The sequence below is a fragment of the Ralstonia mannitolilytica genome, from assembly GCF_905397375.1.
GTDB classification, from domain to species: domain Bacteria; phylum Pseudomonadota; class Gammaproteobacteria; order Burkholderiales; family Burkholderiaceae; genus Ralstonia; species Ralstonia mannitolilytica.
In genome coordinates, this window is the sequence record NZ_CAJPVG010000006.1 from 150,636 (window position 1) to 175,932 (window position 25,297).

Genomic DNA, 25,297 nt, shown 5'->3' on the forward strand with positions numbered 1-25,297 from the left:
GCGCCTCAGCGCGGCAGGCCGCCGACCTTCATGCCGGGCTTGATGCCCTTGCGCGAGAACCAGCCCTTGTTCATTTCGAGCGCATAGCGGCCGGCGCGGGTCGGGCAGTGGTTGTCTTCGGTCTGCGGCTTCATCTCGGCAATGTCGGAGATGGTGCCGTCCTCGGTGATGAACGCGATCGAGAGCGGCAGATCCGTGTTCTTCATCCAGAAGCAGTGTCCGGCAATCTCGTCGAACACGAACAGCATGCCGGCCGTGTCGGGCATCGACTTGCGGAACATCAGCCCCGTCTCGCGAGACTGCGGGGTGGCGGCCACTTCAGCGTGGACCTTGTACATGCCGATCGTCAGATCGGTGACGGGCAGGCCGGTGTTCGGGCCGGTCGGCGTTTGCGCGAAGGCCGTGCCGGCGGCGATCGACAGGCACAGGCCGGCAAGCAGGCGGGAGAGCGTGGTCATGGCAAGCAAGGCAGAAACGAAACGCAACATGATCGGCACTCGACCTCCCGGCGTCAATGCGGCGAGGGCCCGCGGGGATAAAAAGTTGTTACCGCGTAGTGGCCTGGTCGGGCCGGATGGCGGCGGTCCTTGTGCCCGCCCTGGGCGCGTGCGCCGAGCGTGCCTTGTCCACCGCGGGGTCCGGCATCTGCGCCACGTAGCGCGCATCGGTGAGCGTGCGCAGGAAGGCGACGATGTCGTCGATTTCGTCTTCCGTCAGCGCGGGTGTAGCGCCGGCGCGGCGGTTCATCGGCACAGCGTTCACGTTGATGTTGCCCTGGTATCTGGCTGGCACGTCGTCGAAACGCTTGCCGCCGGGGTACCACTGCGCCGGGTCGGTCGAGCGCGTGGCATAGAAGGCCACCGCATCGCGCAGCGTGCGGAACACGCCGTTGTGCATGAACGTCTGCCGCACGGCCACGTTGCGCAGGCCGGCCGTGCGGAAGTAGCCGCACCACTGGTCGGGCTCGGGCCATCCGAGGGCGCGGGCGGTCTGGCACAGGCCGACGTCGAAGTGGCGCGCGTCCTTGTTGGCGGGCAGCCGCGGGTTGCGCGGCACGGCGATGGCGTCGTAGCCGAAATCGGTGAACAGCGAGCGCTCCGGGCGCGACGACGATTCCACCATCAGGTGGCACGAGGCGCAGTTGCCCTTGTCGGGGTTGCGGAAGAGGGCGAGGCCGCGCATCTCGGCCGGCGAAAGCGGCGTGCGCTTGCGCAGGAAATCATCAAAGCGCGAGGTGAACGGCGCCATCTCGTCGCTCTGGAAATACGCCTCCAGCGCCTTTCCCAGCGCGCCCACGAGCCGTTCGGGGTCGCGGACCGCATCGGCACCGAATTGCTGCGTCAGCGCTTGGCCGAGGTCCGTGCCGGCCACCTTGCGCTGCAGCGTGCGCGGCGAGCGATTGCCCATTTCATCGGGGCTGAACAGCGGGCCGCGAATCTGCTCGGCGATGGAGTCGGCACGGCCATCGGCAAAGAAGCCGCCAAACGGCGACGGGAAGCTCGCGTCGTCGTCCTGGAAGAAGTACCGCTGCGGCACGTAACGCAGATACAGCAGCGATGGCGCATTGCGCGCGGCCATGTGCCCCGGGCGGCTGCCTGCCGGCACGCCGATGCGCAGCGCCTCGCCCTTGAGCGTGGGCGCGAACGCCCGGCCGGGGTCATGGCACGCCGCGCACGACGTGCCCTGCGGCTCCGACAGGCGCGGGTCGAAAAACACCCGCTTGCCGAGCGCGACGAGGTTCGGGTCGGGCTTGAACACGGCCGACTCGGCAGGCGGCGGCACGGCGTCCAGCTTGGGCGTCATGCCAATCGATTCGGCCAGCGCCACACCCGGGATGAGTGTGGCGGCAACCCAAAGCGCAATGCGCAGGCGCTTCAAGGTGCGACGAAGCCGGTCTTGTCGCACACCAGGCTCGAACCGTTCTGCGTGCACGTCGTCAGCAGCTTGCCGTTGACGGTGTACGCCTTGAACAGCCAGCCCTTGGCGGGCGCCGGCTGGCGGTCCATCACCATGAAGCCGAACGAGTTGTTGTGCGAGATGCTGCCCACCGTCACACCGGAGGCCGGGCTGATGGCCGGGAACGGATCGGGCAGGGCCACATCCAGCGAATCGCCGGCGTTGCCCGCCACGATGGTCGCCGGATGGTTGCTGGTGAAGTTGATGGCCTGGAAGTCGTGCACGTGACCATGTAGCGCCACCTGCACGCCGGGCGGGTAGTAGGCCGTGGCGTTCAGGCTGTTCATGACCGACAGCAGTGCCGCGTTGCCGCCCAGCGGCGTGCCCCCTGCGATCGGCACGAAGCCGAGGATCGGGTGGTGGTTGGTGAAGATCGACATCACGCCCGGCTTGGCGGCCAGCGTACCGACGGTGGCGAACTGCTTCTGGTAGGTCTGGAACCACGGGTCGGTGGTCGCCAGCGGCGTGGTGCCCGCCTTGGCCGAATCGAACACGATGACTTGCGTATCGCTCCCGATGGCCACGGCGTACGGGTCCGACGCGTTGGCTGCGGTGTCGTTGGCCGGGTTGTCGCACGAGCGGTCCGCGGAATACGGGCGCGGATCGAGGAAGCGATACCAGCCCTGGCCGGCGCGCGCGCATTCCTCGTGATTGCCGCGCACCAGCACCCACGGGGCGGCGGCCATCAGCGGGGCGGCGGGCTGGAACAGGTCGGCCTGCCATGTATCCCAGCCGTAGCCCCACGGGCTGCCCTGGCAGCCGGCCACGTCGGGCGGGCAGGCGTTTTCGCGGTAGTGGTAGTCGCCCACGTGCAGGACGAGGTCGGGTTTCATGGCCGCTGCCGTGGCGGCAGCAGTCGAGAACGGCCACGACAGCGGATCGTTGCACGCCTGGAACGTGTTGCTCGACTTCTTCATGCGGCAGCCGGTGTCCGCCAGGATCACCACGCGTTGCGGGTTGGCCTTGGGCAGCGGCAGCACACGGGAGCCGATCGACGCGGCCTTGGCGGTCGATGCCACCGTGGCCTCGCAGGCGCTCACCGGAAAGGACGAAGCCTTGGAATCGCTCGCGGCGCTGGCGGTGGTGCGTTGTGCCACGGTGCCGGCGGCCACGCGCAGGCTCATGCGGGTGGTGGAGCCGTCCACCGTCAGCAGCGGACACACGGAGCTGTCGGCCGGTGTTGCGCCGTTCGTGTAGCTCGTGGCGACGCGGACGATGGCCTGATTGTTGTCACCGATCTCCACCCACGCGGCCTGGATATTGGCATCCGCCGTGGCGGCGTCAGCCGGCGCGGGCGTCGGTGCAGGCGTGGAATCGGAGGACGAGCCGCCGCAGCCTGCGATCACGGCTGCCGCAGCCAGCGCGGCAAGAGAGAGCATCGTCAACACGGTGCGTTTGCGCCGCACCGCAGCGAACATCGATCGGAATTCCATCGCGCCTTCCCTGTTTCTTGTTGTGAGGAACGCGCAACGTACCCAAGCTAGATGGCGCTATTTTGACAGCCCCACTTGCGTGCTGGGGTATCGGCCAAAGCGGGGCGAAAAAAAAGCAGATGCATAAGCATCTGCTTTCTCTGGGCCAGCCGAGCCGCGAGGGCCCGGCGTCGCCACAAGCTTATTGCTGGGCAGCCGGAGCCGAAGCGTCAGCAGCAGCGGCCTTCTTGGCCTTCTTGTGGTGGTGCTTCTTGGCCTTCTTGGCCTTCGGAGCAGCCTTTTCAGCGGCCGGAGCAGCAGCTGCGTCAGCAGCCGGGGCCGAGGCTTGAGCGAACACACCGGTGGCGAACAGGCCGGCGATCAGGGCAGCGATCAGCTTCTTCATGGTGAATCCTTTTATAGATCAGTGAGTTAAACCATCGACCCGCTAAATGAGTCATCTGCAATAACGCAGCCCGTTACAGGCCCGTTGACACGCCGGATCGAATTTTTTGCGGGCGGCGACGAAAGTCCCGGCACACGCGGATCCGCGATGTGAACCATGTTGCGCCACGCAAGAAAGTTGCCCGACGCGCCGCCTGCGGGCCGCCATTTCGGACTCGTCTGATAGGAGGGCGCCGCTGCGGACCTTGAGAATGCAGGCCCGTTTTCCTTCATGCTGCCGTGTCCCCGCTTTCGTTGTCGCTTTCCCCGCCCAAGCCGGAGCCGCTTCGGCGCCGCGACGTGCTGCTGGCCGCCGGTGGTTGGGTGGCGCTCGCCGCCTTGCCGGGAGTTTTCCGCTCCGCGCCGGGGCCCAGTTCGCACCTCGACGATTTCCTTCTGGTATCGGAGACGATCGCCGGAGCGCCGCTGGACCGCCGTGCGGCCCTGGCACGTTTGTGCCCCTTGCTCGAGGCGGACGGCCGCTTCGGCGACCACATCCAGACGCTCGCCTGGCTGGTGCGCCGTCACCCCGGTCTGGATGCCGCGGGGCTGGCCGGGTTGCTGAACACCGACGCTTCCGCCGGGCTGCGCGACGCGTTGGCCCGGGTTGTCGCCGCCTGGAGCGCGCTGCCCGACGCCGCGCCGGCACTGACGGATGCCCGCACCGTTGTCGCACACCGTCCGGACGGTGGTTTGCCCGGCAGCTAGGGGCCGGTCCGCCACGCGCGGGAGTATGGCGGATGGTGAAATTTTCCGGCATAATGCGGAATTCACTCTTGTGTCTTATATAAGAGTTGCGGCTTGCAAGGATTTTGTGCGGTGCATCGTGAGAGCGCCATCGCGGGCCGCTAGAATCGCCAGTTCATTGCAGCGTGCCGCATCGGCCAACCCGCGCGCGGCGCGCTGTGCTGTCAACCCCCACCGTCCATCCGCTCACCTGCGGTCAGCACTGGAGTCGTCATGTACCAACACATCAAGGTCCCGGCCGGCGAGAAGATCACCGTCAACAAGGACTTCTCCCTGAACGTCCCCGACAACCCCATCATTCCCTACATCGAGGGCGACGGCACGGGCTTCGACATCACGCCGGTCATGATCAAGGTCGTGGACGCCGCGGTCGAGAAGGCCTACGCCGGCAAGCGCAAGATTTCCTGGATGGAAATCTACGCCGGGGAAAAGTCGACCAAGGTGTACGGCCCGGACGTATGGCTGCCCGAAGAGACCCTGCAAGTCCTGAAGGACTACGTGGTGTCCATCAAGGGCCCGCTGACGACGCCGGTGGGCGGCGGCATCCGTTCGCTCAACGTGGCGCTGCGCCAGGAGCTGGACCTGTACGTCTGCCTGCGCCCGGTGCGCTACTTCAAGGGTGTGCCGTCGCCGGTGCGTGAGCCCGAGAAGACCGACATGGTCATCTTCCGCGAGAACTCGGAAGACATCTACGCCGGCATCGAATGGGCCGCCGAGAGCGAGCAGGCCAAGAAGGTCATCGCCTTCCTGCGCAACGAAATGGGCGTGAAGAAGATCCGTTTTCCGGAAACGTCGGGCATCGGCATCAAGCCGGTGTCGAAGGAAGGCACGCAGCGCCTGGTGCGCAAGGCCATCCAGTACGCGATCGACAACGACAAGCCGTCGGTCACGCTGGTGCACAAGGGCAACATCATGAAGTTCACGGAAGGCGGCTTCCGTGACTGGGGTTACGAACTGGCTCAGAAGGAATTCGGCGCCGAGCTGATCGACGGCGGCCCGTGGTGCAAGTTCAAGAACCCGAAGACGGGCAAGGAAATCATCGTCAAGGACGCCATTGCCGACGCCTTCCTGCAGCAGATCCTGCTGCGTCCGGCCGAGTACTCGGTCATCGCCACGCTGAACCTGAACGGCGACTACATCTCCGACGCCCTGGCCGCGCAAGTCGGCGGTATCGGTATCGCCCCGGGTGCCAACCTGTCGGATTCGGTGGCAATGTTCGAAGCCACCCACGGCACCGCGCCGAAGTACGCGGGCAAGGACTACGTGAACCCGGGTTCGGAAATCCTGTCGGCCGAAATGATGCTGCGCCACATGGGCTGGACGGAAGCCGCTGATCTGATCATCAGCTCGATGGAAAAGTCGATCCTGTCGAAGAAGGTCACGTATGACTTCGCCCGTCTGCTGGAAGGCGCGACCCAAGTGTCGTGCTCGGGCTTCGGTCAGGTGATGATCGAGAATATGTAAGCATGTCGCTCGCGGCTCCGGCCGCGATGGATATGACAAAAACCCCGGCAGCTTCGGCTGGCCGGGGTTTTTCGTTTCGAGCCGCAACCAGCCGCCCGCGTGTGCTCCAGTCTTGGGCGGCTTGCACTCTCAAAGGGGCGGGCGAGTCCCAACAAGCCTCAACGCCGATGCTGCAACAAAGGCGCCGCGGCCCATGCGTCGGCCTCGCCCATCAATCAGCGGGGGCCCGCGACGTTCCGGCGAAGCCGTCTTGCTCGTGGCGGCCTGCTTCATGGCTGCGGCGCGCGCGGCCAATGCATGCAGGAGGTCCCGCGCAGCACCAACGCCCTTTTGATATTCGCCGCGCGAATCGGCAACAGCGGGATCGACGGATGGGAAGATCGAGCGGGTCACGGCATTCCTCTTCATGTGATGAACGGAACCGCGCCCAACCCTTGGCGGGAGGGGTGGGCGAGCACAGGCAAGGTGGAAAACCGAGGTATAGCGATCGGCACGGCCGAAGCCGTTCAAGCCTGGCTCGCCCCAGGAAGGAGACGAAGCCAAGCCATAACGGTTCAGGACAAGCACCTATGCTCGGCGCTTGCCCGCTATACCCGAGGTTTCCACACCTCGATCGCATTCTCTATGGCACTGAAGCGATGGGCGCGAGTGTACCGATGGCTGCTTCGTCTGAGCAGGGGCGAAACTATAAATCAGAGTTTGTCTAGGGGAGGCACGTGCAGCGCCTAGAGGCGCGTTGTCGCGGCTGCGCGCGGATGGCGCCTAGTGAGGCACCCGCGTTGTGCCGGGCGATTGCGGCCCCGGCGAGCGCCCGCGCAGCACATCGCGCAGCCGCCGCACGCCGCGCCACAGCTTGGGCAGCAGCCACGCCGATACCAACAGCAGCAGCGCCAGCACCACCAGGAACGCGATCGGCAGGAAAAACGCCATCAACAAACCGCCGCTGGCGGCCACGTCTTCACTGAACGACGCCACCCAGTTCGAGAACGGTTCCGGCGACGTGTTGATCAGCGCGCGCGTGCCGGCCTTGGTGGCATGGGCTGTGCCGGCCAGCGTCCCGCCAATCAGTCCCGCAGCCACCATCCATTGCGGATCGAGCTGTCCGAACGCAGCCGCAGCCAGGATCGCACCGGCAGGCACGCGGATGAAGGTCTGGATGCCATCCCAAACGGAATCGAAACCGGGAATCTTGTCGGCGAGGAATTCCGCCACCGCCAGCACGCCGGCCAAGCCGATGACCCACCACGATTCCAGCATCTGCAGACCGGGCGGCAGGTGCAGCCACCCCGCGCGGCCCAGGATGCCCGCAGCGAACACGGCCAGGTAGAGACGGAAGCCGCTGGTCCAGGACAAGCCGGCGGCCAGCGCGGCGGTTTCCAGCATGGATGCCTCGAGCAAAATGGCGGGCGAACGCCCATCGATACTGCAGTGTAGTGCGCGCCTGGCCGCGTCGCGCCTCAGAGCAGCGATTTGCCCTGCGACAGGATCTTGTCGCAGGCCTGGCGGGTGATCTGCGACTTGATGCTGGCCAGGTCGAATGTGCTGCCGTCGGCGCCGGTGAGGATGCCCCGGGTGCCATCCGTATAGCCTGGGTCAGACGCGGGCGCGCCCCCCAGCTTGCCGAGCAGCCTGTCCTTGACCGACTCCGCGCCGGCGCCGCTCAGGTAATTGTTCTTCACGCAGAACTCCAGCACCCCGGCCACATTGCCGGTGCTGCCCGAGCTGAGCGAACCCAGCGACGGCAGGCCGCCGCCCATTCCACCGAGATTCCCCAGGGCGCCCAACCCGCCGGAGGATTCGTGCCCGCCTTGCGTGGCGCTTTTGATGAGATCGCCGATCTGCGCTGGCACCGGCCGGCAGTAACGCCGCAATGAGGGCGACGGAGAGGGCGGTACAGGCGATGTGCTGTTTCATGCGGGGGGCTCCTTGAACACGGGGATCATCCACGCACCCTGGCGCACGCTGCGACGAAATGGCGTGTTGCTTGCGGTGTGCCGCCATTGTCCGCCGCTGCGGCAACAAAAAACCCGGCGTGGTACCGGGTTTTTTGCAATTGGGCGTCCGCCAGCGGCGGGCGCCCCATGACGCCGATCAGGCGGCCGACTGGATATTGGTGGCCTGCTTGCCCTTCGGACCCTGCGTCACCTCGAACGTGACGCGCTGGCCTTCCTTGAGCGTCTTGAAGCCGCTCATCTGGATGGCCGAGAAATGCGCGAACAGTTCTTCACCACCCTCGTCAGGCGAGATGAAACCGAAACCCTTGGCATCGTTGAACCATTTGACAGTACCGCTTGCCATAAACAACCCCTCCGTGGAAACACAAGTCCGAGCGGGGAAAGCATGCCTGTCGGGCCAGTGCAGAGCGGTACCGCGCAGTCATCGCCGGGCGTCGGCCGTGGGGCACGACGAAAGGCGCGGATGGAACCGCGCCGTCAGCGATCGGTCTTCTCGTGGCAGGCGCCACAGCCTGAAGCGGTTGTCGATCTGTTGTCGACTGGTGTGAGGCCTCCCCGGCTCACCATCATGAGGCCTGCTGCCAACGGTTTGCGGGGCAGTAAGACGCACATGTTGAATTCGATTGTTCGAGGAAAGCAACAGACTGTCAAGGCCGCCGAAGATGGGTTTGTGGCGAAAAACGGTCAGTTTTGGAAGAGGTTTCGCTCGAAATTGAGCCGGTCGCCCCCACTATGAGAAAACGATTGGCATGGCAGGCCCGGAGCTTGCGCCGCTCTCCGGCGGGCAGCGGCGGAAAAACCCCTCCGCGCCGAGGGCCGACGGAAGCACGCCGGCTCGGCCAAACCGTTTGCAGACCTTGAAGTCAGCGTTATTTCCCCAAATTGCGAAGTCGAAAGGAGTGGTTAGAATAAGACCATGGCAATCCGGCAAGCGACCACTCCACAACACGATGCAGGCACCGTCCTGGAGCGGAAAGAGCAAGCGCTCAAACCGCCCGCGATGTACAAGGTGCTGCTGCTCAACGACGACTACACCCCGATGGAATTCGTCGTGATGATCCTTCAGCAATATTTCAGCAAAGACCGGGAGACTGCCACACAGATCATGCTGACTGTGCATCGGGAAGGTAAGGGCGTGTGCGGTATCTACACTCGGGATATCGCCGCGACGAAAGTGGAATTGGTATCAACCCATGCACGGCAGGCGGGGCACCCGCTGCAGTGCGTGATGGAGGAAGCATGATCGCGCAAGAACTGGAAGTCAGCCTGCACATGGCGTTTGTCGAAGCCCGTCAGGCTCGCCACGAATTCATTACGGTGGAGCACCTGCTGCTTGCGCTGCTGGACAATCCGACGGCCGCGGAGGTGCTGCGCGCCTGCGCCGCCAACATCGAAGATCTCCGCACGCACCTGAAGAACTTCATCGCTGACAACACGCCCGTCGTGCCCGGCACCGACGAGGTGGACACGCAGCCGACGCTCGGCTTTCAGCGCGTGATCCAGCGCGCCATCATGCACGTGCAGTCGACCTCCAACGGCAAGAAGGAAGTCACGGGCGCGAATGTGCTGGTGGCCATCTTTGGCGAGAAGGATTCGCACGCGGTGTATTACCTGCAGCAACAGGGCGTGACCCGCCTGGATGTCGTCAACTTCATCAGTCACGGCATCCGCAAGGACCAGGCGGAGCCCGCCAAGCAAGGCGAGGGCAACCCCGAAGGCGAAGGCGGCGACGGCAAGGAAAGCCCGCTCGAGCAGTTCACCCAGAACCTGAACGCGCTGGCCAAGGCCGGCAAGATCGATCCGCTGATCGGCCGCGAGCAGGAAGTCGAGCGCGTGGTGCAGGTGCTGTGCCGCCGCCGCAAGAACAACCCGCTGCTGGTCGGCGAGGCCGGCGTCGGCAAGACGGCCATCGCTGAGGGCCTGGCATGGCGCATCACCAAGGGCGAAGTGCCGGACATCCTCGCGAAGTCCGTCGTCTACTCGCTCGACATGGGCGCCCTGCTCGCCGGCACCAAATACCGTGGCGACTTTGAGCAGCGCCTGAAGGGCGTGCTGAAGTCGCTCAAGGACAACCCGAACGCGATCCTGTTCATCGACGAAATCCATACGCTGATCGGCGCGGGCGCTGCATCGGGCGGCACGCTGGATGCCAGCAACCTGCTCAAGCCGGCGCTGTCGTCGGGCGCGCTCAAGTGCATCGGTGCGACGACGTTCACGGAATACCGGGGCATCTTCGAGAAGGACGCAGCGCTGTCGCGCCGCTTCCAGAAGATCGACGTGGTGGAGCCGTCGGTGGATCAGACCGTGCAGATTCTGCGCGGCCTGAAGTCGCGCTTCGAAGAACACCATGGCGTGAAGTACGCGTCGTCGGCGTTGACTGCGGCGGCTGAGCTGTCGGCGCGCTTCATCACCGACCGTCATTTGCCGGACAAGGCGATCGATGTGATCGACGAAGCGGGTGCGGCGCAACGCATCCTGCCGAAGTCGAAGCAGAAGAAGACCATCGGCAAGAGCGAGATCGAAGACATCGTGTCGCGCATTGCCCGCGTCCCGCCGCAAAGCGTGTCGCAGGACGATCGCAGCAAGCTGCAGACGCTGGAGCGTGACCTGAAGTCGGTCGTGTTCGGGCAGGATCCGGCCATCGACGCGCTGGCTTCGGCCATCAAGATGTCGCGTGCCGGCCTGGGCAAGACGGACAAGCCGATCGGCTCGTTCCTGTTCAGCGGCCCGACGGGCGTGGGCAAGACGGAAGTCGCCAAGCAGCTCGCGTTCATCCTCGGCATCGAGCTGATCCGCTTCGACATGTCGGAGTACATGGAGCGCCATGCGGTGAGCCGGCTGATTGGCGCGCCTCCGGGCTACGTGGGCTTCGACCAAGGCGGTCTGCTGACGGAAGCCGTGACCAAGAAGCCGCACTGCGTGCTGCTGCTGGACGAGATCGAGAAGGCGCACCCGGACATCTTCAACATCCTGCTGCAGGTGATGGACCACGGCGCGTTGACGGACAATAACGGCCGCAAGGCGGACTTCCGCAACGTCATCATCATCATGACGACCAATGCGGGCGCCGAGACGATGAACAAGGCAACGATCGGTTTCACCACGGCGCGCGAACAGGGCGACGAGATGGCCGACATCAAGCGCATGTTCACGCCGGAGTTCCGCAACCGTCTGGACGCAACCATCAGCTTCCGCTCGCTCGATGAGGAAATCATCATGCGCGTGGTCGACAAGTTCCTCATGCAGCTGGAAGAGCAACTGCACGAGAAAAAGGTGGATGCCATCTTCACCGAGAAGCTCCGTCGCTTCCTGGCGAGGAAGGGTTTCGACCCACTGATGGGTGCGCGCCCGATGCAGCGCCTGATCCAGGACATGATCCGCAAGGCGCTGGCCGACGAACTGCTGTTCGGCAAGCTGGTGAACGGCGGAAAGGTGGTCGTGGATCTGGACGATGCGGATGCGGTGAAGCTGGAGTTCTCCGAGAACGAAGCACCGCCCGCACCTGCCCAGGAAGAAGCGGAAGCCTGACCCGTCAGACGCTCCAAAGAAAACGGCCCGGAAAAACTCCGGGCCGTTTTTCTATGTGCCGACGATGCACTCAGTGGCGTCCCGTGCTGCCGAAGCCACCGGCACCGCGCTCGCTTTCTGCAAAGTCATCGACGATGTTCAACTCGGCTTGCACCACCGGCACGATCACCAGTTGTGCCAAGCGCTCCATCGGATTGAGCACGAACGCCGTGCTGCCACGGTTCCACGTGCTCACCATCAGTTGGCCCTGGTAATCCGAATCGATCAGGCCGACCAGGTTGCCCAGCACGATGCCGTGCTTGTGGCCCATGCCCGAGCGCGGCAGGATCAGCGCGGCATAACCGGGGTCGGCCAGGTGGATCGCCATGCCGGTCGGAATCAGGTGCGTGGTGCCGGGCTCGATGGTGAGCGGGGCGTCGATGCAGGCGCGCAGGTCCAGCCCGGCGCTGCCGGCGGTGGCGTACTGCGGAAGCTGTTCGTGCAGGCGGGCGTCGAGGATCTTGACGTCGAGTTTCATGCGGGGCAGGCCGAGGAGGTTGCAGAAGCCGGAGATGGTAGCGCAAACGCCTCGGCCAGCAGCTCGTACGAGCGCAGGCGCGCCTTGTAGCTGGGCGCGACGGTCAGCACGATCAGTTCGTCGGCGACAAAGCGGCTCTTGAGCGCAAGCATCTGCTCGGCCACGGATTCCGGTGTGCCGATGATGCTGCGCGGCCGCTCCCGCATGACGATGGCCTGGTCGCGCTCGGTGTAGACGTGCGCTTCGGCTTGCTCGACAGTCGGGATCGGGCCATTCACGCCAATCGCCATCTGCACGCGGCGCAAATCAATCGCAGCTTCGTAGCGGCGCGCCTCGGCTTCAGTGTCTGCCGCGATCACGAAGACGGCGGCAGCGCTGTACGGCCGTGCGTCGTAGCCGGGTTCGAAATCGGTACGGTACTGCTGCGCGACGATGTGCCCGACGTGCGGATTGATGAAATGGGCAAACGCGAAACGGGTACCGAGGCGCGCGGCCAACGCGCCACCAAAATCGCTGGAGCCGAGCACCCACAGTTCGGGTTGGGTGTCGATCTCGGGCTGCAGGATGACGCCGTAAGCGGGGTGATCCGGTGGCAGCGTGCCCGTCAGGTGCCAGATCAGTTCCTGCACCTGCTGCGGGAAGATGTCGCCCCGGTTGTAGTCGCCCATGGCCACGGCCTGCGCGGTACGCATGTCGCCGCCGGGTGCGCGGCCGACACCCAGGTCGATACGGTTCGGGAACAGCGCTTCCAGCAGGCGGAACTGCTCGGCCAGCTTGAACGGGCTGTAGTACGGCAGCATCACGCCGCCGGAGCCCACGCGCAGGTGCTTCGTGGCGCTCGCCACGCGGGCGATCATCACTTCGGGCGCGGGGTTGCTGACGCCGCGCAGGCCGTGGTGCTCGGCGCACCAGTAGCGCGTGTAGCCGAGCGAATCCGTCAGTTGCGCCAGGTCGACCGTCGCGGCAATGGCATCGCGTGCGCTGTGGCCATAGATGACGGGGCTTTGGTCCAGGACCGATAGACGGATCGGCGCGGCGCTCATGACCGTGCTCCGTGCACGCGGTCGGCGATGGCGGCGACGATCTGGCGCGCGAGCGTCAGCTTGTCGGCGCGCGGCAGGCGCGTGATGCCCTTGGCATCGAAGAGCGCGACTTCATTGTCGTCGCGGCCGAAGGTCTGATGCCCGAGATTGCCGACCAGCAACGGGATGCCTTTTTTCTGGCGCTTGGCCTCGCCGAACTCTTCCAGGCGTTCGGTTTCTGCTGCAAAGCCGACGCAGAAGGGCGCATTCGCACGGCGTGCCACGGCGGCCAGGATGTCCGGGTTCTGCGTGAACGTCAGTGTCGGTACGTCGGAATCGCTCTGCTTCTTGAGCTTCTGCTCCGCGGCTTGCGCCACACGCCAATCCGCCACGGCGGCCACGGCAATGAAAATGTCGTTCTTCGTGGTGTCCAGCTCGCGCATGACGGCATCGTGCATCTGCTGGGCAGTCTGCACATCGATGCGCAATACGCCTGCAGGCGTGTCCTGATGGCACGGCCCAGCGACGAGCGTGACCGTCGCACCGGCCTGCGATGCAGCCCGCGCCAGCGCAAAGCCCATCTTGCCGCTCGACAGATTCGTGATGCCGCGCACCGGGTCGATCGGCTCGAAGGTCGGGCCGGCTGTCAACAGCACGCGGTGGCCGCGCAGCAGCTTGGGCTGGAAGAAGCCGATGAGTTGCTCGACGATGTCTTCCGGCTCGAGCATGCGGCCGTCGCCGACTTCGCCGCAGGCCTGGTCGCCGGCATCGGGGCCGAGCAGCGTGACGTCATCCGCGCGCAGCTGCGCGGCGTTGCGCTGAGTAGCGGGCGCGGCCCACATCTGCCGGTTCATGGCGGGGGCCACGAGCAGCGGGCAGTCGCGCGCGATGCATAGCGTGGAGAGCAGATCGTCGGCCATGCCGTGCGCAAGCTTGGCGAGGAAGTCCGTCGATGCTGGGGCGATGACGATTGCGTCCGCTTCGCGCGAGAGATCGATATGCGGCATGTTGTTGCCGATGCGGTTGTCCCACTCCGACGTGAAGACGGGGCGTCCGGAAAGCGCCTGCATCGTCACCGGCGTGATGAAGTGCGTGGCGGCGTCGGTCATCACCACCTGCACGGTCGCACCGGCCTTGGTCAGCAGCCGCACGAGCTCGGCCGACTTGTAGCACGCGATGCCGCCGGTCAGGCCGAGCACGAAATGTTTGCCTTGCAGTTCCATAACTGTCCGCTGGGGTCCGATTGACGCAATGTGCTTGGGCAGGATACAACCCGGAGCCGGATCGGCCCGCCCGTCAGTGTGGCGATGATACCGGCTTGGCCCGAAGCCCGTCCGGCGCCCGGATTTTTCCTCAAATGCTCATTCCCGATATGGTTTTCGCTCGTTCGGCAGTCTGCAATGTCCTGGCGGTAGTCGGCGCATTGTCCCTTGTCGCCCTGGTGACGGGCGCGGTGCTCGTGCGCGAAGCCAAAGCGTGGTTGCGCGAGGAGTCCGTGCCTGCGAGGGCAGACGTGATCGTTGTCCTCGGCGGGGAATCGGGTCAGCGCGTGATCGGTGCGGCGGAGCTGTATCACGCGGGTGTGGCGCCGCGCGTGTTCGTGAGCGGGGAGGGAGATTGCCTGCTGATCGTGCGCCGGCTGGTGATGGCCGGCATACCGGCTGACCGCATCGGCTACGAGTGTGAATCGGGTAGCACGATGGAAAACGCGCAGATGACGCACCGGGCGTTGACCGGTCAGCATGTCGGCCGCGCGGTGCTGGTCACCAGTTGGTACCACACAGGCCGGGCGCGGGACGTATTCCGCCAGGTGTGGCCTGATGTGGCATGGGGCGTGCACGGCGTATTCGCCGGGGACACGCTCACCAAGTCGTTGCCGATTTACGAGAGCGGAACCATCTTGGCCGAGTACATCAAACGGGCGTGGTACGCGATTCGATACTGATTCACTACCACGCCACTGCGTCGGCGTTCAGCGCCGCACGCGCCGCAGTTCGTCAACGATCAACAGCACGGCGCCGATCGTGATCCCGCAGTCCGCCACATTGAATGCGGGCCAGTGGTAGGTGTTGAGGTGAAAGTCGAGGAAGTCCACCACGTGGCCGTAGACGACGCGGTCGATCACGTTGCCAAGCGCCCCACCCAGGATGAGCGCGAGCGCAAAGCAGAACAGCTTCTGCGCGCTGTGCCGCTTGAGCAGCCACACGATGAACAGCGCCGCCGCGATTCCCAGGCCTGTGAAGAACCAGCGTTGCCAGCCCCCAGCCGCCGCCAGGAACGAGAACGCCGCCCCCTTGTTGTAGGCCAGCACCAGGTTGAAGAAACCCGTGATCGGGCGCGATTGTCCGTACGTGAACGTCTTCAGGATCGCGATCTTGGTCAGCTGGTCCAGCAGGATCCAGATCACGGCCAGGCCCAGCCAGGGGCCCAGACCATGACCGCCGCCTGAACGCGAAACCGCCTTGCTCTTGCCGTTGTTGCGAGTGGCCATCAGGCAGCGCTCCGTTGTTCACCGGCGCCAAACAGGTTGTCAGTGCAGCGCTTGCAGAGCGTCGGGTGGGCGTGGTCGTGGCCGACGTCGGCGCGGTAGTGCCAGCAGCGTTCGCACTTGGCATGCGTCGAAGGTGCCACGGTGATGAGCAGATCGCCGCCCTCGGGCGCGCGTTCGAGCTTGGCCGCCGACGTGATCAGCACGAAGCGCAGGTCGTCGCCGAGGCTCGCCAGGGCGTCGTACACGGTGTCACCGGCAGCGACCGTCACTTCCGCCTGCAGCGACGCGCCGATCTTGCCGTCGATGCGCAGCGCTTCGAGCTGCTTGGTCACTTCGCCGCGCACGTTGCGGATGGCGGCCCACTTTTCCAGCAGCGCGCTGGCGCCTTGCGGCACCGGGGCGGTGTAGTAGGTGCTGGTGAAGATGGTGTCGGTGTGCTCCGTGCCGTGGGCGAAGACCTGCCAAGCCTCTTCGGCCGTGAACGACAGGAACGGCGCCATCCAGTGCAGCATGGCCTGGGTGATGTGATACAGCGCGTTCTGTGCCGAGCGGCGCGCCACGGAATCGGGTGCCGTGGTGTACAGGCGGTCCTTCAGCACGTCGAGGTAGAAGCCGCCCAGGTCTTCCGAGCAGAACGTCTGGAGCTTGGCGACCACCGGGTGGAATTCATACACGTCGTAGTGCGACAGCACTTCCTTCTGCAACGCATCCGTCAGCGCTACGGCATAGCGGTCGATTTCGAGCCATTGCTCGGTCGGCAACGCGTGTTTGGCGTGATCGTAGTCGGTCAGGTTGGCGAGCAGGAAGCGCAGCGTGTTGCGGATGCGGCGATAGCTTTCGACCACGCGCTTCAGGATCTCGTCAGAGATGGCGAGTTCGCCCGAATAATCCGTCGAGGCGACCCACAGGCGGATGATCTCCGCGCCCATCTTGTTGGCGATTTCCTGCGGTGCGATCGTGTTGCCGATCGACTTCGACATCTTCCGGCCTTCGCCGTCCACCGTGAAGCCGTGCGTGAGCAGGCCCTTGTACGGCGGCTTGCCGTACAGCATCGAAGCCGTCAGCAGCGACGAGTGGAACCAGCCGCGGTGCTGGTCGGAGCCTTCCAGGTACAGATCGGCCAGGCGGCCGTCCGGCAGCTCGGCCGAAGCGTCGTACAGATCCGCCGCATGCGAGCCGCGGATGACGTGCCAGTGCGTCGTGCCCGAGTCGAACCACACGTCGAGCGTGTCGCGATTCTTCTCGTACATGTCAGCCTCGTCGCCGAGCAGCTCGCGCGGGTCGAGCGTCTGCCAGGCTTCGATGCCGTTTTGTTCGATGCGCTGCGCGACCTGCTCCAGCAGCTCAGGCGTGCGCGGGTGCAGCGCGCCGGTTTCCTTGTGCACGAAGAACGCCATCGGCACGCCCCATTGGCGCTGGCGCGACAGCGTCCAGTCCGGGCGGTTGGCGATCATGTTGTGCAGGCGCTGCTTGCCCCACGACGGGTAGAACGCGGTGGCATCGATGCCGGCGAGCGCCGTTTCGCGCAGCGTGGCGTTGCCGTCGTTGGGCTGCACGTCCATCCCCGCAAACCACTGCGACGTGGCGCGATAGATGATCGGCGTCTTGTGGCGCCAGCAGTGCATGTAGCTGTGGTTGTACTTGTGCGCGTCGAACAGGTTGCCCGATTCGCGCAGCACCTCGACGATCTTGGGGTTGGCATCCCAGATCATCTGGCCGCCGAACAGCGGCAGCGTCGATGCGTAGACGCCGTTGCCCATCACCGGGTTGATGATGTCCGCGTCGGGCATGCCGTGCGCCTTGCACGACTGGAAGTCTTCCACGCCATAGGCGGGCGCGGAGTGGACGATGCCGGTGCCGGTGTCGATGGTCACGTAGTCGCCCAGGTAGACGGGCGAGGTGCGGTCGTAGCCCGCATCCATCTTCGCGAGCGGATGGTGGAAACGCACGCCCGAGAGCGCGGCACCTTCGCACGTGGCCAGCACGGTGCCTTCGAGCTTCCAGCTTTGCAGGCAGGCCTCGACGCGCTCCTTCGCGACGATCAGCAGCCCGCGCGGCGTGTCGACCAGCGCGTATTCGATTTCCGGGTGCAGGTTCAGCGCCTGGTTGGACGGGATCGTCCACGGCGTCGTCGTCCAGATCACGATCCAGCCCGGCTTGGCCTTGAGCACATCGGCGCCGACGTGGAAGGCGCTCGCCAGCGCGTCGATGTCGGCGAACGGGAAGCCGACGTCGATCGACAGGTCGGTGCGATCCGCATATTCGACTTCTGCCTCAGCCAATGCCGAGCCGCAGTCGAAGCACCAGTTGACCGGCTTCAGGCCGCGGAAGACGTAGCCCTTTTCGAGAATCTTGCCCAGCGCGCGAAGCTCGTCGGCTTCGTTGCGGAAGTTCATGGTGAGGTATGGGTCCGCCCAGTCGCCCAGCACGCCCAGGCGCTCAAAGTCGGCCTTCTGGCGCGCGATCTGGCCGGTGGCGTAGGCGCGCGCCTTCTCCTGCACTTCCTTGACGGGCAGGCCCTTGCCGAACTGCTTTTCGATCTGGATCTCGATCGGCATGCCGTGGCAATCCCACCCCGGCACGTACACGGCATCCAGGCCGGTCAGGCCGCGCGACTTGATCACCATGTCCTTGAGGATCTTGTTGACCGCGTGGCCGATGTGCAGGTCGCCGTTGGCATACGGCGGGCCATCGTGAAGGATGAACTTCTTCGCGCCTTTACGCGCGGCGCGGATCTTCTTGTAGAGCTGCTTGTCCTGCCACTGCTTGACCCATTGCGGCTCGCGCTTGGGCAGATCGCCGCGCATGGGGAAGGGGGTGTCCAGCAGGTTGACCGGGTACTTGCTTTTCTCCGGCGTGGGCTTCTTGGCGTCAGACATGGTGTGATGTGAGGCAGATTCGGGCAAATCGGATCGATGCAGCGCGCCGGTCAGAGCAGGCGCGTGCGTGGTGTGGCTTTCGGGCGGCGGGTGCGTCAGCCGCCTACTGAATTCGGTCGGTGGCGGAGGTCGCGAAGTCGCGCCGAAGCGTTGGCGACTCGCCGGCCGGTGGAACGGGCAGGCCGAAGAACTGCCGCGCGTGAACACAGTCCTGCGCGATGGCGTCCTTGAGCGCATCGAGCGAATCGTAGCGAGCCTCGTCGCGCAGCTTCTTCATGAATTCCACGCGGACCAGCTTGCCGTAGACGCTGGCGTTGTAATCAAAGACGTGCACTTCCAGCAGCACGCGGCCGGAATCGTCCACCGTCGGGCGCACGCCAATGCTGGCGACGGCCGGCAGCGGCTTTTCGGCCAGCCCGTGCACCTGCACGACAAAGATGCCGGCCACTGCGGGCTTGCGGTGCGAAATGCGCAGATTCAGCGTCGGGAAGCCGAGCGAGCGGCCGAGCTTTTGCCCGTGCACCACGTGCCCGCTGATGGCATAACCGTGACCGAGCAGGCGGCGGGCATGTTCGAGGTCGCCCGCGGCCAGCGCCTCGCGCACCGCCGAGCTGGAGATGCGAATGCCGGACTCCGACACCGAGCCCATCTGCTCGACTTCAAATCCGAACTGCGCGCCGGCGGCCTGCAGGTAGGTGAAATCTCCGGCGCGCTTGGCGCCAAAGCGGAAGTCATCGCCCACCAGCAGCCAGCGCGCATGCAGCCCGTCGACGAGCACGTTGCGCACGAACTCGTCCGGCGTCTGGCCGGCGAAATGCGCGTTGAAGTGCTCCACGACCACGCGGTCGACGCCCTGGCGCCGCAGGCTTTCGAGCTTGTCGCGCAGCAGGGCAATGCGGGTGGGCGCGCGATCCGGCATGAAGAATTCGCGCGGATGCGGCTCGAACGTCATCACCGTGAGCGGCAGCCCGCGTGCGTCGGCCGCCGCGCGCGCCCGGGCCAGCAGAGACTGGTGCCCGCGGTGCACGCCGTCAAAGTTGCCGATGGTCAGCGCGCACGGCGCGCGACTTTCGGCATTGGGCAGGCCGCGAAAGACTTTCACGAGAGGCGTCGGTGATGGAGGAAGAAAGGGCAGCGTTTCGGATTGGATTGCCGCGGCACTGCGCAAAAATCCAGCAAAACGCACATTATATAAGGGATTGCCGCGTCCCCGGCGCGCGGCGAGCCAGGTGTCGGGCTGTTGCACAATCCTCCGAACGGTGCGCCCGCCCGTTGCGGGCTTGCGGCACAATCCGATATCCGCTGAGATCCGGCTTCTTCTTCCCCGCATTCCCTTGAACGCCTCGTTGCGCCTTTTCTTCGCCAAGTTCGGGCTGGCCAGCCGTGCGCCGCTCGAACTGGATGCCCGAGCCAAGCTGCTCGCCGCCGTGCATCGGGGGGCGCCCATGGGGATTGCCGCCTCGGTCGTGCTGCCTGCGCTGACAGTGGCGGCATTCTGGGATGCGCCCAATCGCCCGGCGCTGCTGGGCTGGTGCCTGATCATGCTGTGCCTGACGGCGTCGGGCCTGCGCTTCTATTTCGGATACCGCTACGACCTCCCCCGCATGACGCTGGCTGCGCACACCCGCAAGTGGTGGACGGGCATGCACGTCATGTCGGCGGTGGGTGGCGTGGCATGGGGCTGCTCGGCCGGGTTGTACCTGATGTCGCCGTCGCTGGAGTTCAGCAGCCTGCTGATGATCGTGATCATCGGCGTGGCGGCGGCCGCGGTGCTGTCGCAGGCGCCGGTGCCGTCGAGCCTGCTGATCCTCGGCACGGGCATCCTGGCGCCGCACTTCGTGCTGGCGGAGCAGGCGTTTCCGGGCCACGGGCTGTACCTGCGCGGGGTGCTGCTCTTCTTTGCGGCCCTGCTGACGCGCCATGCGGTGAACATCCACAACACGCTCGTGCGTGAAATCCAGCTCGAGAACGAAAGCCGCCAGCTGGCGCGCCGCTACCAGGACGAAAAGCAGCGCGCGCTGTCGGCGTCGGAGGAAAAGTCGCGCTTCCTGGCCGCGGCCAGCCACGATCTGCGGCAGCCCGTGCATGCGCTCGTGCTGCTGGTGGAGGCGTTGCGGGCGCGCAACCAGTCCGAATCGCTGGCGCCGCTGGTGGAGCAGCTTGCCTCGGGCGCGGCGACGATCGATCTGCTGTTCCGCTCGCTGCTCGACCTGTCCAAGCTCGAGAGCCGCAAGACCTCGCCGACGCTGGAGCCGGTGGATCTGGGCGAGGTCATCACCGAGGTGGTCCAGCAGTTCATGCCGGATGCGCGCGCCAAGGGTCTGACGCTCACGCAGCGCATTCCGCCGCTGCCGGTATTCGGCATGGCCGAGCCGGTGCTGCTGCGCCGGGCGCTGTTCAACCTGCTGCAGAATGCGCTGCGCTATACCGAGCGCGGCGGCGTGATGGTGGCGTTGCGCGTGCGCCAGAAGCATCTGCGCATCGAGGTGTGGGATACCGGCATCGGCGTGGCGCCGGAGCACCAGAAAGAAATCTTCTCGACCTACTACCAGGTCGAAAACCCCGAGCGCGACCCAAGCCAGGGTCTCGGCTTGGGGCTGGCCATCTACAAGGAATGCGTGCGCCTGCTGCGCGGTACGTTCGGCGTGCGTTCGGTGCCGGGCCGGGGCTCGATGTTCTGGATGGCGCTGCGGCCCGTGCCGGCCGAGGTGAAGGCGCCGCTGGCCGCCCAGCCGCGGGCGGAGCAGAAGCGTGCGGTGCTGGACCAGCCGCGTTTCTCGGGCGTGGTACTGGTGGTGGACGATGATCCGCAGATCCGCAAGGCCTGGCACGCACTGCTCGAGGCGTGGGGCGTGGAGGTGCACAGCGCCGCCGATGGCCGTGCCGCGGACCAACTGCTCGCGCGCGGCATTCGCCCGCAGATCATCTTCTGCGACCTGCGCCTGCCCGGAGAGGAAGACGGCCTGCAACTGCTCGAACGCTGGCAGGTCAGCCATCCCGACGCCCACGCCGTGCTGCTGACTGGCGACCGCAACTCCGCCGCGCTGGCGCGTGCGGAAGAGGCCGGCTACCTGCTGCTGGCCAAGCCGATGGATCCGAACATGCTGCGCGTACTGCTCAAGCGCTGGCTGCGGGGCCGTGCGGCCGAGCCACAGGTCGCGTACTGAGCAACGCGGAAAGCCGGCGCCGTCGGATGCGGCGCCGCGCAAATCAGGCCGCGCCCGTCAGGCGGAAGCGCTCCATGCGCGAGATGATCTGGATGCGCGTGCGCACGCCCAGCCGCTGCAGGATCGCCGAGACGTGTTCCTTGACGGTGTTCTCCGTCAGGCCCAGCTGGCGGGCGATCGATTTATTGGGCAGTCCTTCAAGCAACAGCGCGAGCACAGAACCCTGGCGCGGCGTCAGGCCGAGTTCTGCCGGCGTGATCGGGATGCCGTGGGAGGCGCCTCCTTTGTTGCTGCCGCCCATGTCGTCTTCCGACGGGAACGACGCATCGCCGCTGAAGATGCCGGCCACGGCCTTCGAAAACGCATGGGCATCGGCGTGCTTGCCGATGAAGCCGATGGCGCCCAGCGCCTGTGCCTTGGCGACGATCTCCGGCGTGTTCTCAGCCGACATGAAGGCAAAGCGCGCTTCGGGCAGCTTGCCGCGCAGCTCGCGCATGGCGTCGAAGCCGGTGCAGTCGGAGAGCCAGACGTCGAGCAGCACCACGTCGGGCCGGACGCCTTCGTCCACCAGCGCCAGCGCCTGGCGGCGGCCGATTGCTGCGTGCACCTGGACTTCAGGCAAGGCGTGCGCGAGAAACGTGGTCGTGCCAGACAAGGCGAGGGGGTGGTCGTCGACCACCAGCAGGCTACGCAGCGAGCTCGTCATTCTTATTCCCCGGTGAGGGCAAGGCCCTCTTGTTGTTGTACGCGTGCCGACCCGGCGCGGGCGGTGGCCGGCGGGCCGGGCTGGGTCGCCCACGGCCGATCGGCTTTCACGGTTATTGCCCGCGCAGTGTTGCAGCGAAGATGCCGGAACGCCGCAAGGGACTTCCAGTCGTCGCTGACGGCACACCGGACCCCCCCGGGTGTGCGGGCAATTATGGTGTTGAGATTATCAGAGCGCGCCATCGCACGCCAACGGTTGCACCCTCCATTTTTGGGATGCGGCGAGCTTTTTGCTACGCGCCGTCGGCAAAATGCCACGGTACGCCGGAAAGCCGCGTGACGCGGGCTTGCCAAGCGCCGCACCGGATTTTCTCCGGCGAACTGCGGCGCACTTGATAAAATGCCGCGATGAAAAACATCGTCATTCTCATTTCCGGGCGGGGCTCCAATATGGAAGCCATCGTGCGGGCTTGCCAGGCAGAAGGCTGGCAGGCGCGCATTGCCGCCGTCATTTCTAATCGGCCCGATGCGGCCGGACTTAAATTTGCCGCGTCGCACGGCATCGCCACGGCGGTGGTCGATCACAAGACGTTTGCCGACCGCGAGCACTTCGATGCTGCGCTGGCGCAGGCCATCGACGGCTACTCGCCTGATCTGGTCGTGCTGGCGGGCTTCATGCGCATTCTCACGCCCGGCTTCGTGAAGCATTACGCCGGACGCATGCTGAACATCCATCCGTCGCTGCTGCCGTGCTTCCCTGGTCTGCATACGCATGAGGCGGCGCTGGCCATGGGCGTGAAGGTGCATGGCGCGACCGTCCATTTCGTGACCGCGGATCTGGATCACGGTCCGATCGTGCTGCAGGCCATCATCGACGTGCGCCAGGACGACACGCCGCAGTCGCTCGCCGCGCGGCTGCTCACGCAGGAGCACGTGATCTATCCGCGCGCCGTGCGCTGGTTTGTCGAAGACCGGCTGAGTGTGCAGAACGGCGTGGTGCGTGTTTCGCCGGACGCTCCACAACTCGTGATCGGGGCCGATGCCCGGGAGGCTGCATGAGCCAGGATCGCCAGCGGCCGCGCAATGGGGGGTCGGGTAGCAAGCGTTCGGGTTCGGGGGGCGGTGGCTGGTACCGGGCACCGCAAGGCAAGCCGGCCCAACGTACGCCGCGCCCGCGCACGGGCGTGCACGGCAGCCATCTTGAGCACCTGGACAAGGTGCTCGCCCGCCTGCTGCACTTTGCTGCACCGGCCGACATGGTGGTCAGCCAGTACTTCCGTGAGCACCACGAACTCGGCCACCGCGAGCGCGGCATCGTCGCCGAGGCGGCCTTTGCCGTGCTGCGCCGAAAGAACGAATTTGGCCAGTTCGCCGAAAGCGGTTCGGGGCCGGCGCGCCGCCGCCTCGCGCTGCTCGGCCTCGTGCAGACCGCAGGACGTGAAGCGATCGCGCCGTTCCTGAATCCCGCGGAAGCCGAGTGGCTCGACCGCTGGCAACTGCGCGACCGCGCTGCGCTGGCGCCCCGTGTGCGAGCCAACCTGCCCGACTGGCTCTTTGACGCCCTGGTTGCGCAGCACGGTGCGGAATTTACCGAGGCCCTTGCCGAGGCGTGGCTCAATCCCGCGCCATTGGACCTGCGCGTCAACACGCTCAAGGGCGATCGAGACACGGTGCTGGCGACGCTGGCCGAGGCCGGCATCGAGGGCGCCGCGGCACCGCTGTCGCCGGTGGGCATTCGCCTGGCGGGCAAGCCGGCGCTGAACAAGCTCGAGATCTTCACCAACGGCACCGTCGAAGTGCAGGACGAAGGCAGCCAGCTGCTGTGCCAGCTCCTGGCGCCCAAGCGCGGCGAGATGGTGGTCGATTTCTGCGCGGGCGCGGGCGGCAAGACGCTGGCGATCGGTGCGGCGATGCGCTCGACGGGGCGGCTGTACGCATTTGACGTATCGGAGAAGCGCCTGTCGAACCTGGGCCCGCGTCTGGCGCGCAGCGGCTTGTCCAATGTGCATCCGAGCCGGATCGACAGCGAGCACGACGCCAAGGTCAAGCGCCTGGCGGGCAAGATCGACCGCGTGCTGGTCGACGCACCGTGCAGCGGGCTCGGCACGCTGCGCCGCAATCCGGACCTGAAATGGCGGCAATCCGCGCGGGCCGTGGAAGAGATGTCAGCCAAGCAGCGGTCGATTCTGGACTCCGCGGCGCGGCTCCTCAAGCCGGGCGGCCGCCTCGTCTACGCAACGTGCAGCGTGCTGGCGCGCGAGAACCAGCAGGTGGTCGAGCAGTTCCTGGCCGCGCATGAAGACTTCGTGCTCGTGCCTGCCGGCGAGGTGCTGGCGGCCCAGAAGATCGCGCTCGAGATGGGCCCTTACCTGGAGCTGTATCCGCACGTGCACCAGACCGACGGCTTCTTCGCGGCCGTACTGGAGCGCCGCGCATGACCGCACGCCAAGTCGGTCTGCTGCTGGCCGCTGCGCTTGCATTCAGTGGCACCGGCCTCGCCCAGGCCCGCAGCACACCACCGGTTCTGCCGGCCAAAGGTACGGTGCAGGCCGCCTTCACGCCCGATGACGATATCGAGAGCCTGCTCGCGGACGCCATCGACCAGGCGCGCGAGCAGGTGCTGGTGCAGGCCTACCTGCTGTCAAACAAGGCGATCGTGCGCGCGCTGCTGGCGGCGCATCAGCGCGGCGTCGATGTGCGGGTGCTGGCCGACCGCGAACAGATGATGCGCGCCAACGGCAGCCGCGTGCCGGAAATCGCCAATGCCGGCATTCCCGTGTGGCTGGAAGTGCGCTACAAGAACGCGCACAACAAGGTCATCGTGATCGACCCGCGCGGCGCCCGCCCGGTGCTCGTGACGGGCAGCTTCAACTTCACGCAGACGGCGCAGCGCGGCAATGCCGAGAACGTCCTGATCGTGCGCGGCGACGCCGATCTCGCCCAGCGCTATGCCGCCAACTGGCAGAAGCACGCGGGCGACGCCCTGCCTTATCGAACGCAATAACGTGTC

Annotated in this window: 24 protein-coding genes; 9 read left to right on the forward strand and 15 right to left on the reverse strand. The window is 65.8% G+C overall.

All coding sequences use genetic code 11. The features are described from left to right. Nucleotides 1-5: 5 nt before the first annotated feature. From KHN96_RS13590 to KHN96_RS13605, 4 genes are all read right to left on the reverse strand, one after another. Nucleotides 6-458 carry a DUF192 domain-containing protein gene (locus KHN96_RS13590; protein ID WP_045787928.1) on the reverse strand — a complete coding sequence of 151 codons (453 nt, stop codon included), beginning with the start codon at nt 456-458 and terminating at the stop codon, nt 6-8. An 88-nt stretch (nt 459-546) separates the two neighbouring features. After that, nucleotides 547-1,878 carry a cytochrome-c peroxidase gene (locus tag KHN96_RS13595; RefSeq protein ID WP_045787528.1) on the reverse strand — a complete coding sequence of 444 codons (1,332 nt, stop codon included), beginning with the start codon at nt 1,876-1,878 and terminating at the stop codon, nt 547-549. After that, nucleotides 1,875-3,389 carry a metallophosphoesterase gene (locus tag KHN96_RS13600; protein WP_045787527.1) on the reverse strand — a complete coding sequence of 505 codons (1,515 nt, stop codon included), beginning with the start codon at nt 3,387-3,389 and terminating at the stop codon, nt 1,875-1,877. Before KHN96_RS13600 ends, KHN96_RS13595 begins: the two co-directional genes overlap by 4 nt. Before the next feature lie 181 nt (nt 3,390-3,570). Then, nucleotides 3,571-3,774: a hypothetical protein gene (locus KHN96_RS13605; RefSeq protein WP_045787526.1), complete on the reverse strand. Its 204-nt coding sequence runs from the start codon at nt 3,772-3,774 to the stop codon at nt 3,571-3,573. 338 nt (nt 3,775-4,112) lie between these two features. Between KHN96_RS13605 and KHN96_RS13610 the strand changes: the two genes are divergently transcribed. Both KHN96_RS13610 and icd read left to right on the forward strand, forming a co-directional pair. Further along, on the forward strand, nt 4,113-4,520 hold the full coding sequence (locus KHN96_RS13610) for a hypothetical protein (protein ID WP_238587548.1): 408 nt from the start codon (nt 4,113-4,115) through the stop codon (nt 4,518-4,520). Nucleotides 4,521-4,772: 252 nt separating this feature from the next. Next, the gene (gene icd, locus KHN96_RS13615; RefSeq protein ID WP_062737880.1) at nt 4,773-6,023 is read left to right on the forward strand and encodes an NADP-dependent isocitrate dehydrogenase; all 1,251 of its coding nucleotides are present in this window, start codon (nt 4,773-4,775) and stop codon (nt 6,021-6,023) included. Between the two features lie 762 nt (nt 6,024-6,785). Here icd and KHN96_RS13620 read toward each other — a convergent pair. The 3 genes from KHN96_RS13620 to KHN96_RS13630 form a co-directional block, all read right to left on the reverse strand. Continuing rightward, nucleotides 6,786-7,406 carry a DUF4126 domain-containing protein gene (locus tag KHN96_RS13620; protein WP_062737879.1) on the reverse strand — a complete coding sequence of 207 codons (621 nt, stop codon included), beginning with the start codon at nt 7,404-7,406 and terminating at the stop codon, nt 6,786-6,788. 74 nt (nt 7,407-7,480) lie between these two features. Then, complete coding sequence (locus tag KHN96_RS13625; protein ID WP_373271735.1) at nt 7,481-7,873, reverse strand: DUF2501 domain-containing protein; 393 nt, start codon at nt 7,871-7,873, stop codon at nt 7,481-7,483. Nucleotides 7,874-8,114: 241 nt separating this feature from the next. Then, the gene (locus tag KHN96_RS13630) at nt 8,115-8,321 is read right to left on the reverse strand and encodes a cold-shock protein (protein WP_045787522.1); all 207 of its coding nucleotides are present in this window, start codon (nt 8,319-8,321) and stop codon (nt 8,115-8,117) included. 573 nt (nt 8,322-8,894) lie between these two features. Between KHN96_RS13630 and clpS the strand changes: the two genes are divergently transcribed. Next, nucleotides 8,895-9,221, forward strand: a complete 327-nt coding sequence (clpS, locus tag KHN96_RS13635; protein ID WP_003261876.1) for an ATP-dependent Clp protease adapter ClpS — start codon at nt 8,895-8,897, stop codon at nt 9,219-9,221. Next, a complete protein-coding gene (gene clpA / locus KHN96_RS13640; RefSeq protein WP_062737878.1) occupies nt 9,218-11,506 on the forward strand; it encodes an ATP-dependent Clp protease ATP-binding subunit ClpA in 2,289 nt (762 codons plus the stop codon). Before clpS ends, clpA begins: the two co-directional genes overlap by 4 nt. Before the next feature lie 70 nt (nt 11,507-11,576). Here clpA and dut read toward each other — a convergent pair whose 3' ends face one another. Genes dut through coaBC form a run of 3 tightly spaced genes read right to left on the reverse strand, consistent with a single transcriptional unit; the run spans nt 11,577 to nt 14,268 of the window. Further along, nucleotides 11,577-12,023, reverse strand: a complete 447-nt coding sequence (dut, locus tag KHN96_RS13645) for a dUTP diphosphatase (protein ID WP_062737877.1) — start codon at nt 12,021-12,023, stop codon at nt 11,577-11,579. Further along, a complete protein-coding gene (locus KHN96_RS13650; protein ID WP_115044069.1) occupies nt 12,020-13,066 on the reverse strand; it encodes an LLM class flavin-dependent oxidoreductase in 1,047 nt (348 codons plus the stop codon). The genes dut and KHN96_RS13650 overlap by 4 nt, the downstream gene beginning before the upstream one ends. Then, nucleotides 13,063-14,268, reverse strand: a complete 1,206-nt coding sequence (gene coaBC / locus KHN96_RS13655) for a bifunctional phosphopantothenoylcysteine decarboxylase/phosphopantothenate--cysteine ligase CoaBC (RefSeq protein ID WP_045787518.1) — start codon at nt 14,266-14,268, stop codon at nt 13,063-13,065. The genes KHN96_RS13650 and coaBC overlap by 4 nt, the downstream gene beginning before the upstream one ends. Before the next feature lie 149 nt (nt 14,269-14,417). Here coaBC and KHN96_RS13660 point away from each other — a divergent pair, with 149 nt between their 5' ends. Beyond that, nucleotides 14,418-14,990: a YdcF family protein gene (locus KHN96_RS13660; RefSeq protein WP_045787927.1), complete on the forward strand. Its 573-nt coding sequence runs from the start codon at nt 14,418-14,420 to the stop codon at nt 14,988-14,990. A gap of 27 nt (nt 14,991-15,017) precedes the next feature. Here KHN96_RS13660 and lspA read toward each other — a convergent pair whose 3' ends face one another. From lspA to KHN96_RS13675, 3 genes are all read right to left on the reverse strand, one after another. Beyond that, entirely contained in the window at nt 15,018-15,536 is a 519-nt protein-coding gene (lspA, locus tag KHN96_RS13665) for a signal peptidase II (RefSeq protein WP_045787517.1), read from the reverse strand. Continuing rightward, nucleotides 15,536-18,415: an isoleucine--tRNA ligase gene (ileS, locus tag KHN96_RS13670; RefSeq protein ID WP_062737875.1), complete on the reverse strand. Its 2,880-nt coding sequence runs from the start codon at nt 18,413-18,415 to the stop codon at nt 15,536-15,538. The genes lspA and ileS overlap by 1 nt, the downstream gene beginning before the upstream one ends. Before the next feature lie 103 nt (nt 18,416-18,518). Continuing rightward, the gene (locus KHN96_RS13675; protein ID WP_045787515.1) at nt 18,519-19,517 is read right to left on the reverse strand and encodes a bifunctional riboflavin kinase/FAD synthetase; all 999 of its coding nucleotides are present in this window, start codon (nt 19,515-19,517) and stop codon (nt 18,519-18,521) included. Between the two features lie 232 nt (nt 19,518-19,749). Here KHN96_RS13675 and KHN96_RS13680 point away from each other — a divergent pair, with 232 nt between their 5' ends. Continuing rightward, complete coding sequence (locus KHN96_RS13680) at nt 19,750-21,582, forward strand: ATP-binding response regulator (protein WP_045787514.1); 1,833 nt, start codon at nt 19,750-19,752, stop codon at nt 21,580-21,582. A gap of 43 nt (nt 21,583-21,625) precedes the next feature. On the opposite strand, the gene KHN96_RS13685 is transcribed toward KHN96_RS13680, so the two are convergent. Next, on the reverse strand, nt 21,626-22,288 hold the full coding sequence (locus KHN96_RS13685) for a response regulator transcription factor (protein ID WP_045787513.1): 663 nt from the start codon (nt 22,286-22,288) through the stop codon (nt 21,626-21,628). Nucleotides 22,289-22,580: 292 nt separating this feature from the next. Further along, complete coding sequence (locus tag KHN96_RS22930) at nt 22,581-22,712, reverse strand: hypothetical protein (protein WP_258558487.1); 132 nt, start codon at nt 22,710-22,712, stop codon at nt 22,581-22,583. Here KHN96_RS22930 and purN point away from each other — a divergent pair. Genes purN through KHN96_RS13700 form a run of 3 tightly spaced genes read left to right on the forward strand, consistent with a single transcriptional unit; the run spans nt 22,696 to nt 25,291 of the window. Next, nucleotides 22,696-23,346 carry a phosphoribosylglycinamide formyltransferase gene (gene purN / locus KHN96_RS13690; protein WP_045787512.1) on the forward strand — a complete coding sequence of 217 codons (651 nt, stop codon included), beginning with the start codon at nt 22,696-22,698 and terminating at the stop codon, nt 23,344-23,346. The two genes, KHN96_RS22930 and purN, sit on opposite strands and share 17 nt — an antisense overlap. After that, entirely contained in the window at nt 23,343-24,725 is a 1,383-nt protein-coding gene (locus KHN96_RS13695) for an RsmB/NOP family class I SAM-dependent RNA methyltransferase (protein ID WP_045787511.1), read from the forward strand. The genes purN and KHN96_RS13695 overlap by 4 nt, the downstream gene beginning before the upstream one ends. Beyond that, complete coding sequence (locus tag KHN96_RS13700; RefSeq protein WP_062737873.1) at nt 24,722-25,291, forward strand: phospholipase D family nuclease; 570 nt, start codon at nt 24,722-24,724, stop codon at nt 25,289-25,291. The genes KHN96_RS13695 and KHN96_RS13700 overlap by 4 nt, the downstream gene beginning before the upstream one ends. Nucleotides 25,292-25,297: the final 6 nt, after the last annotated feature.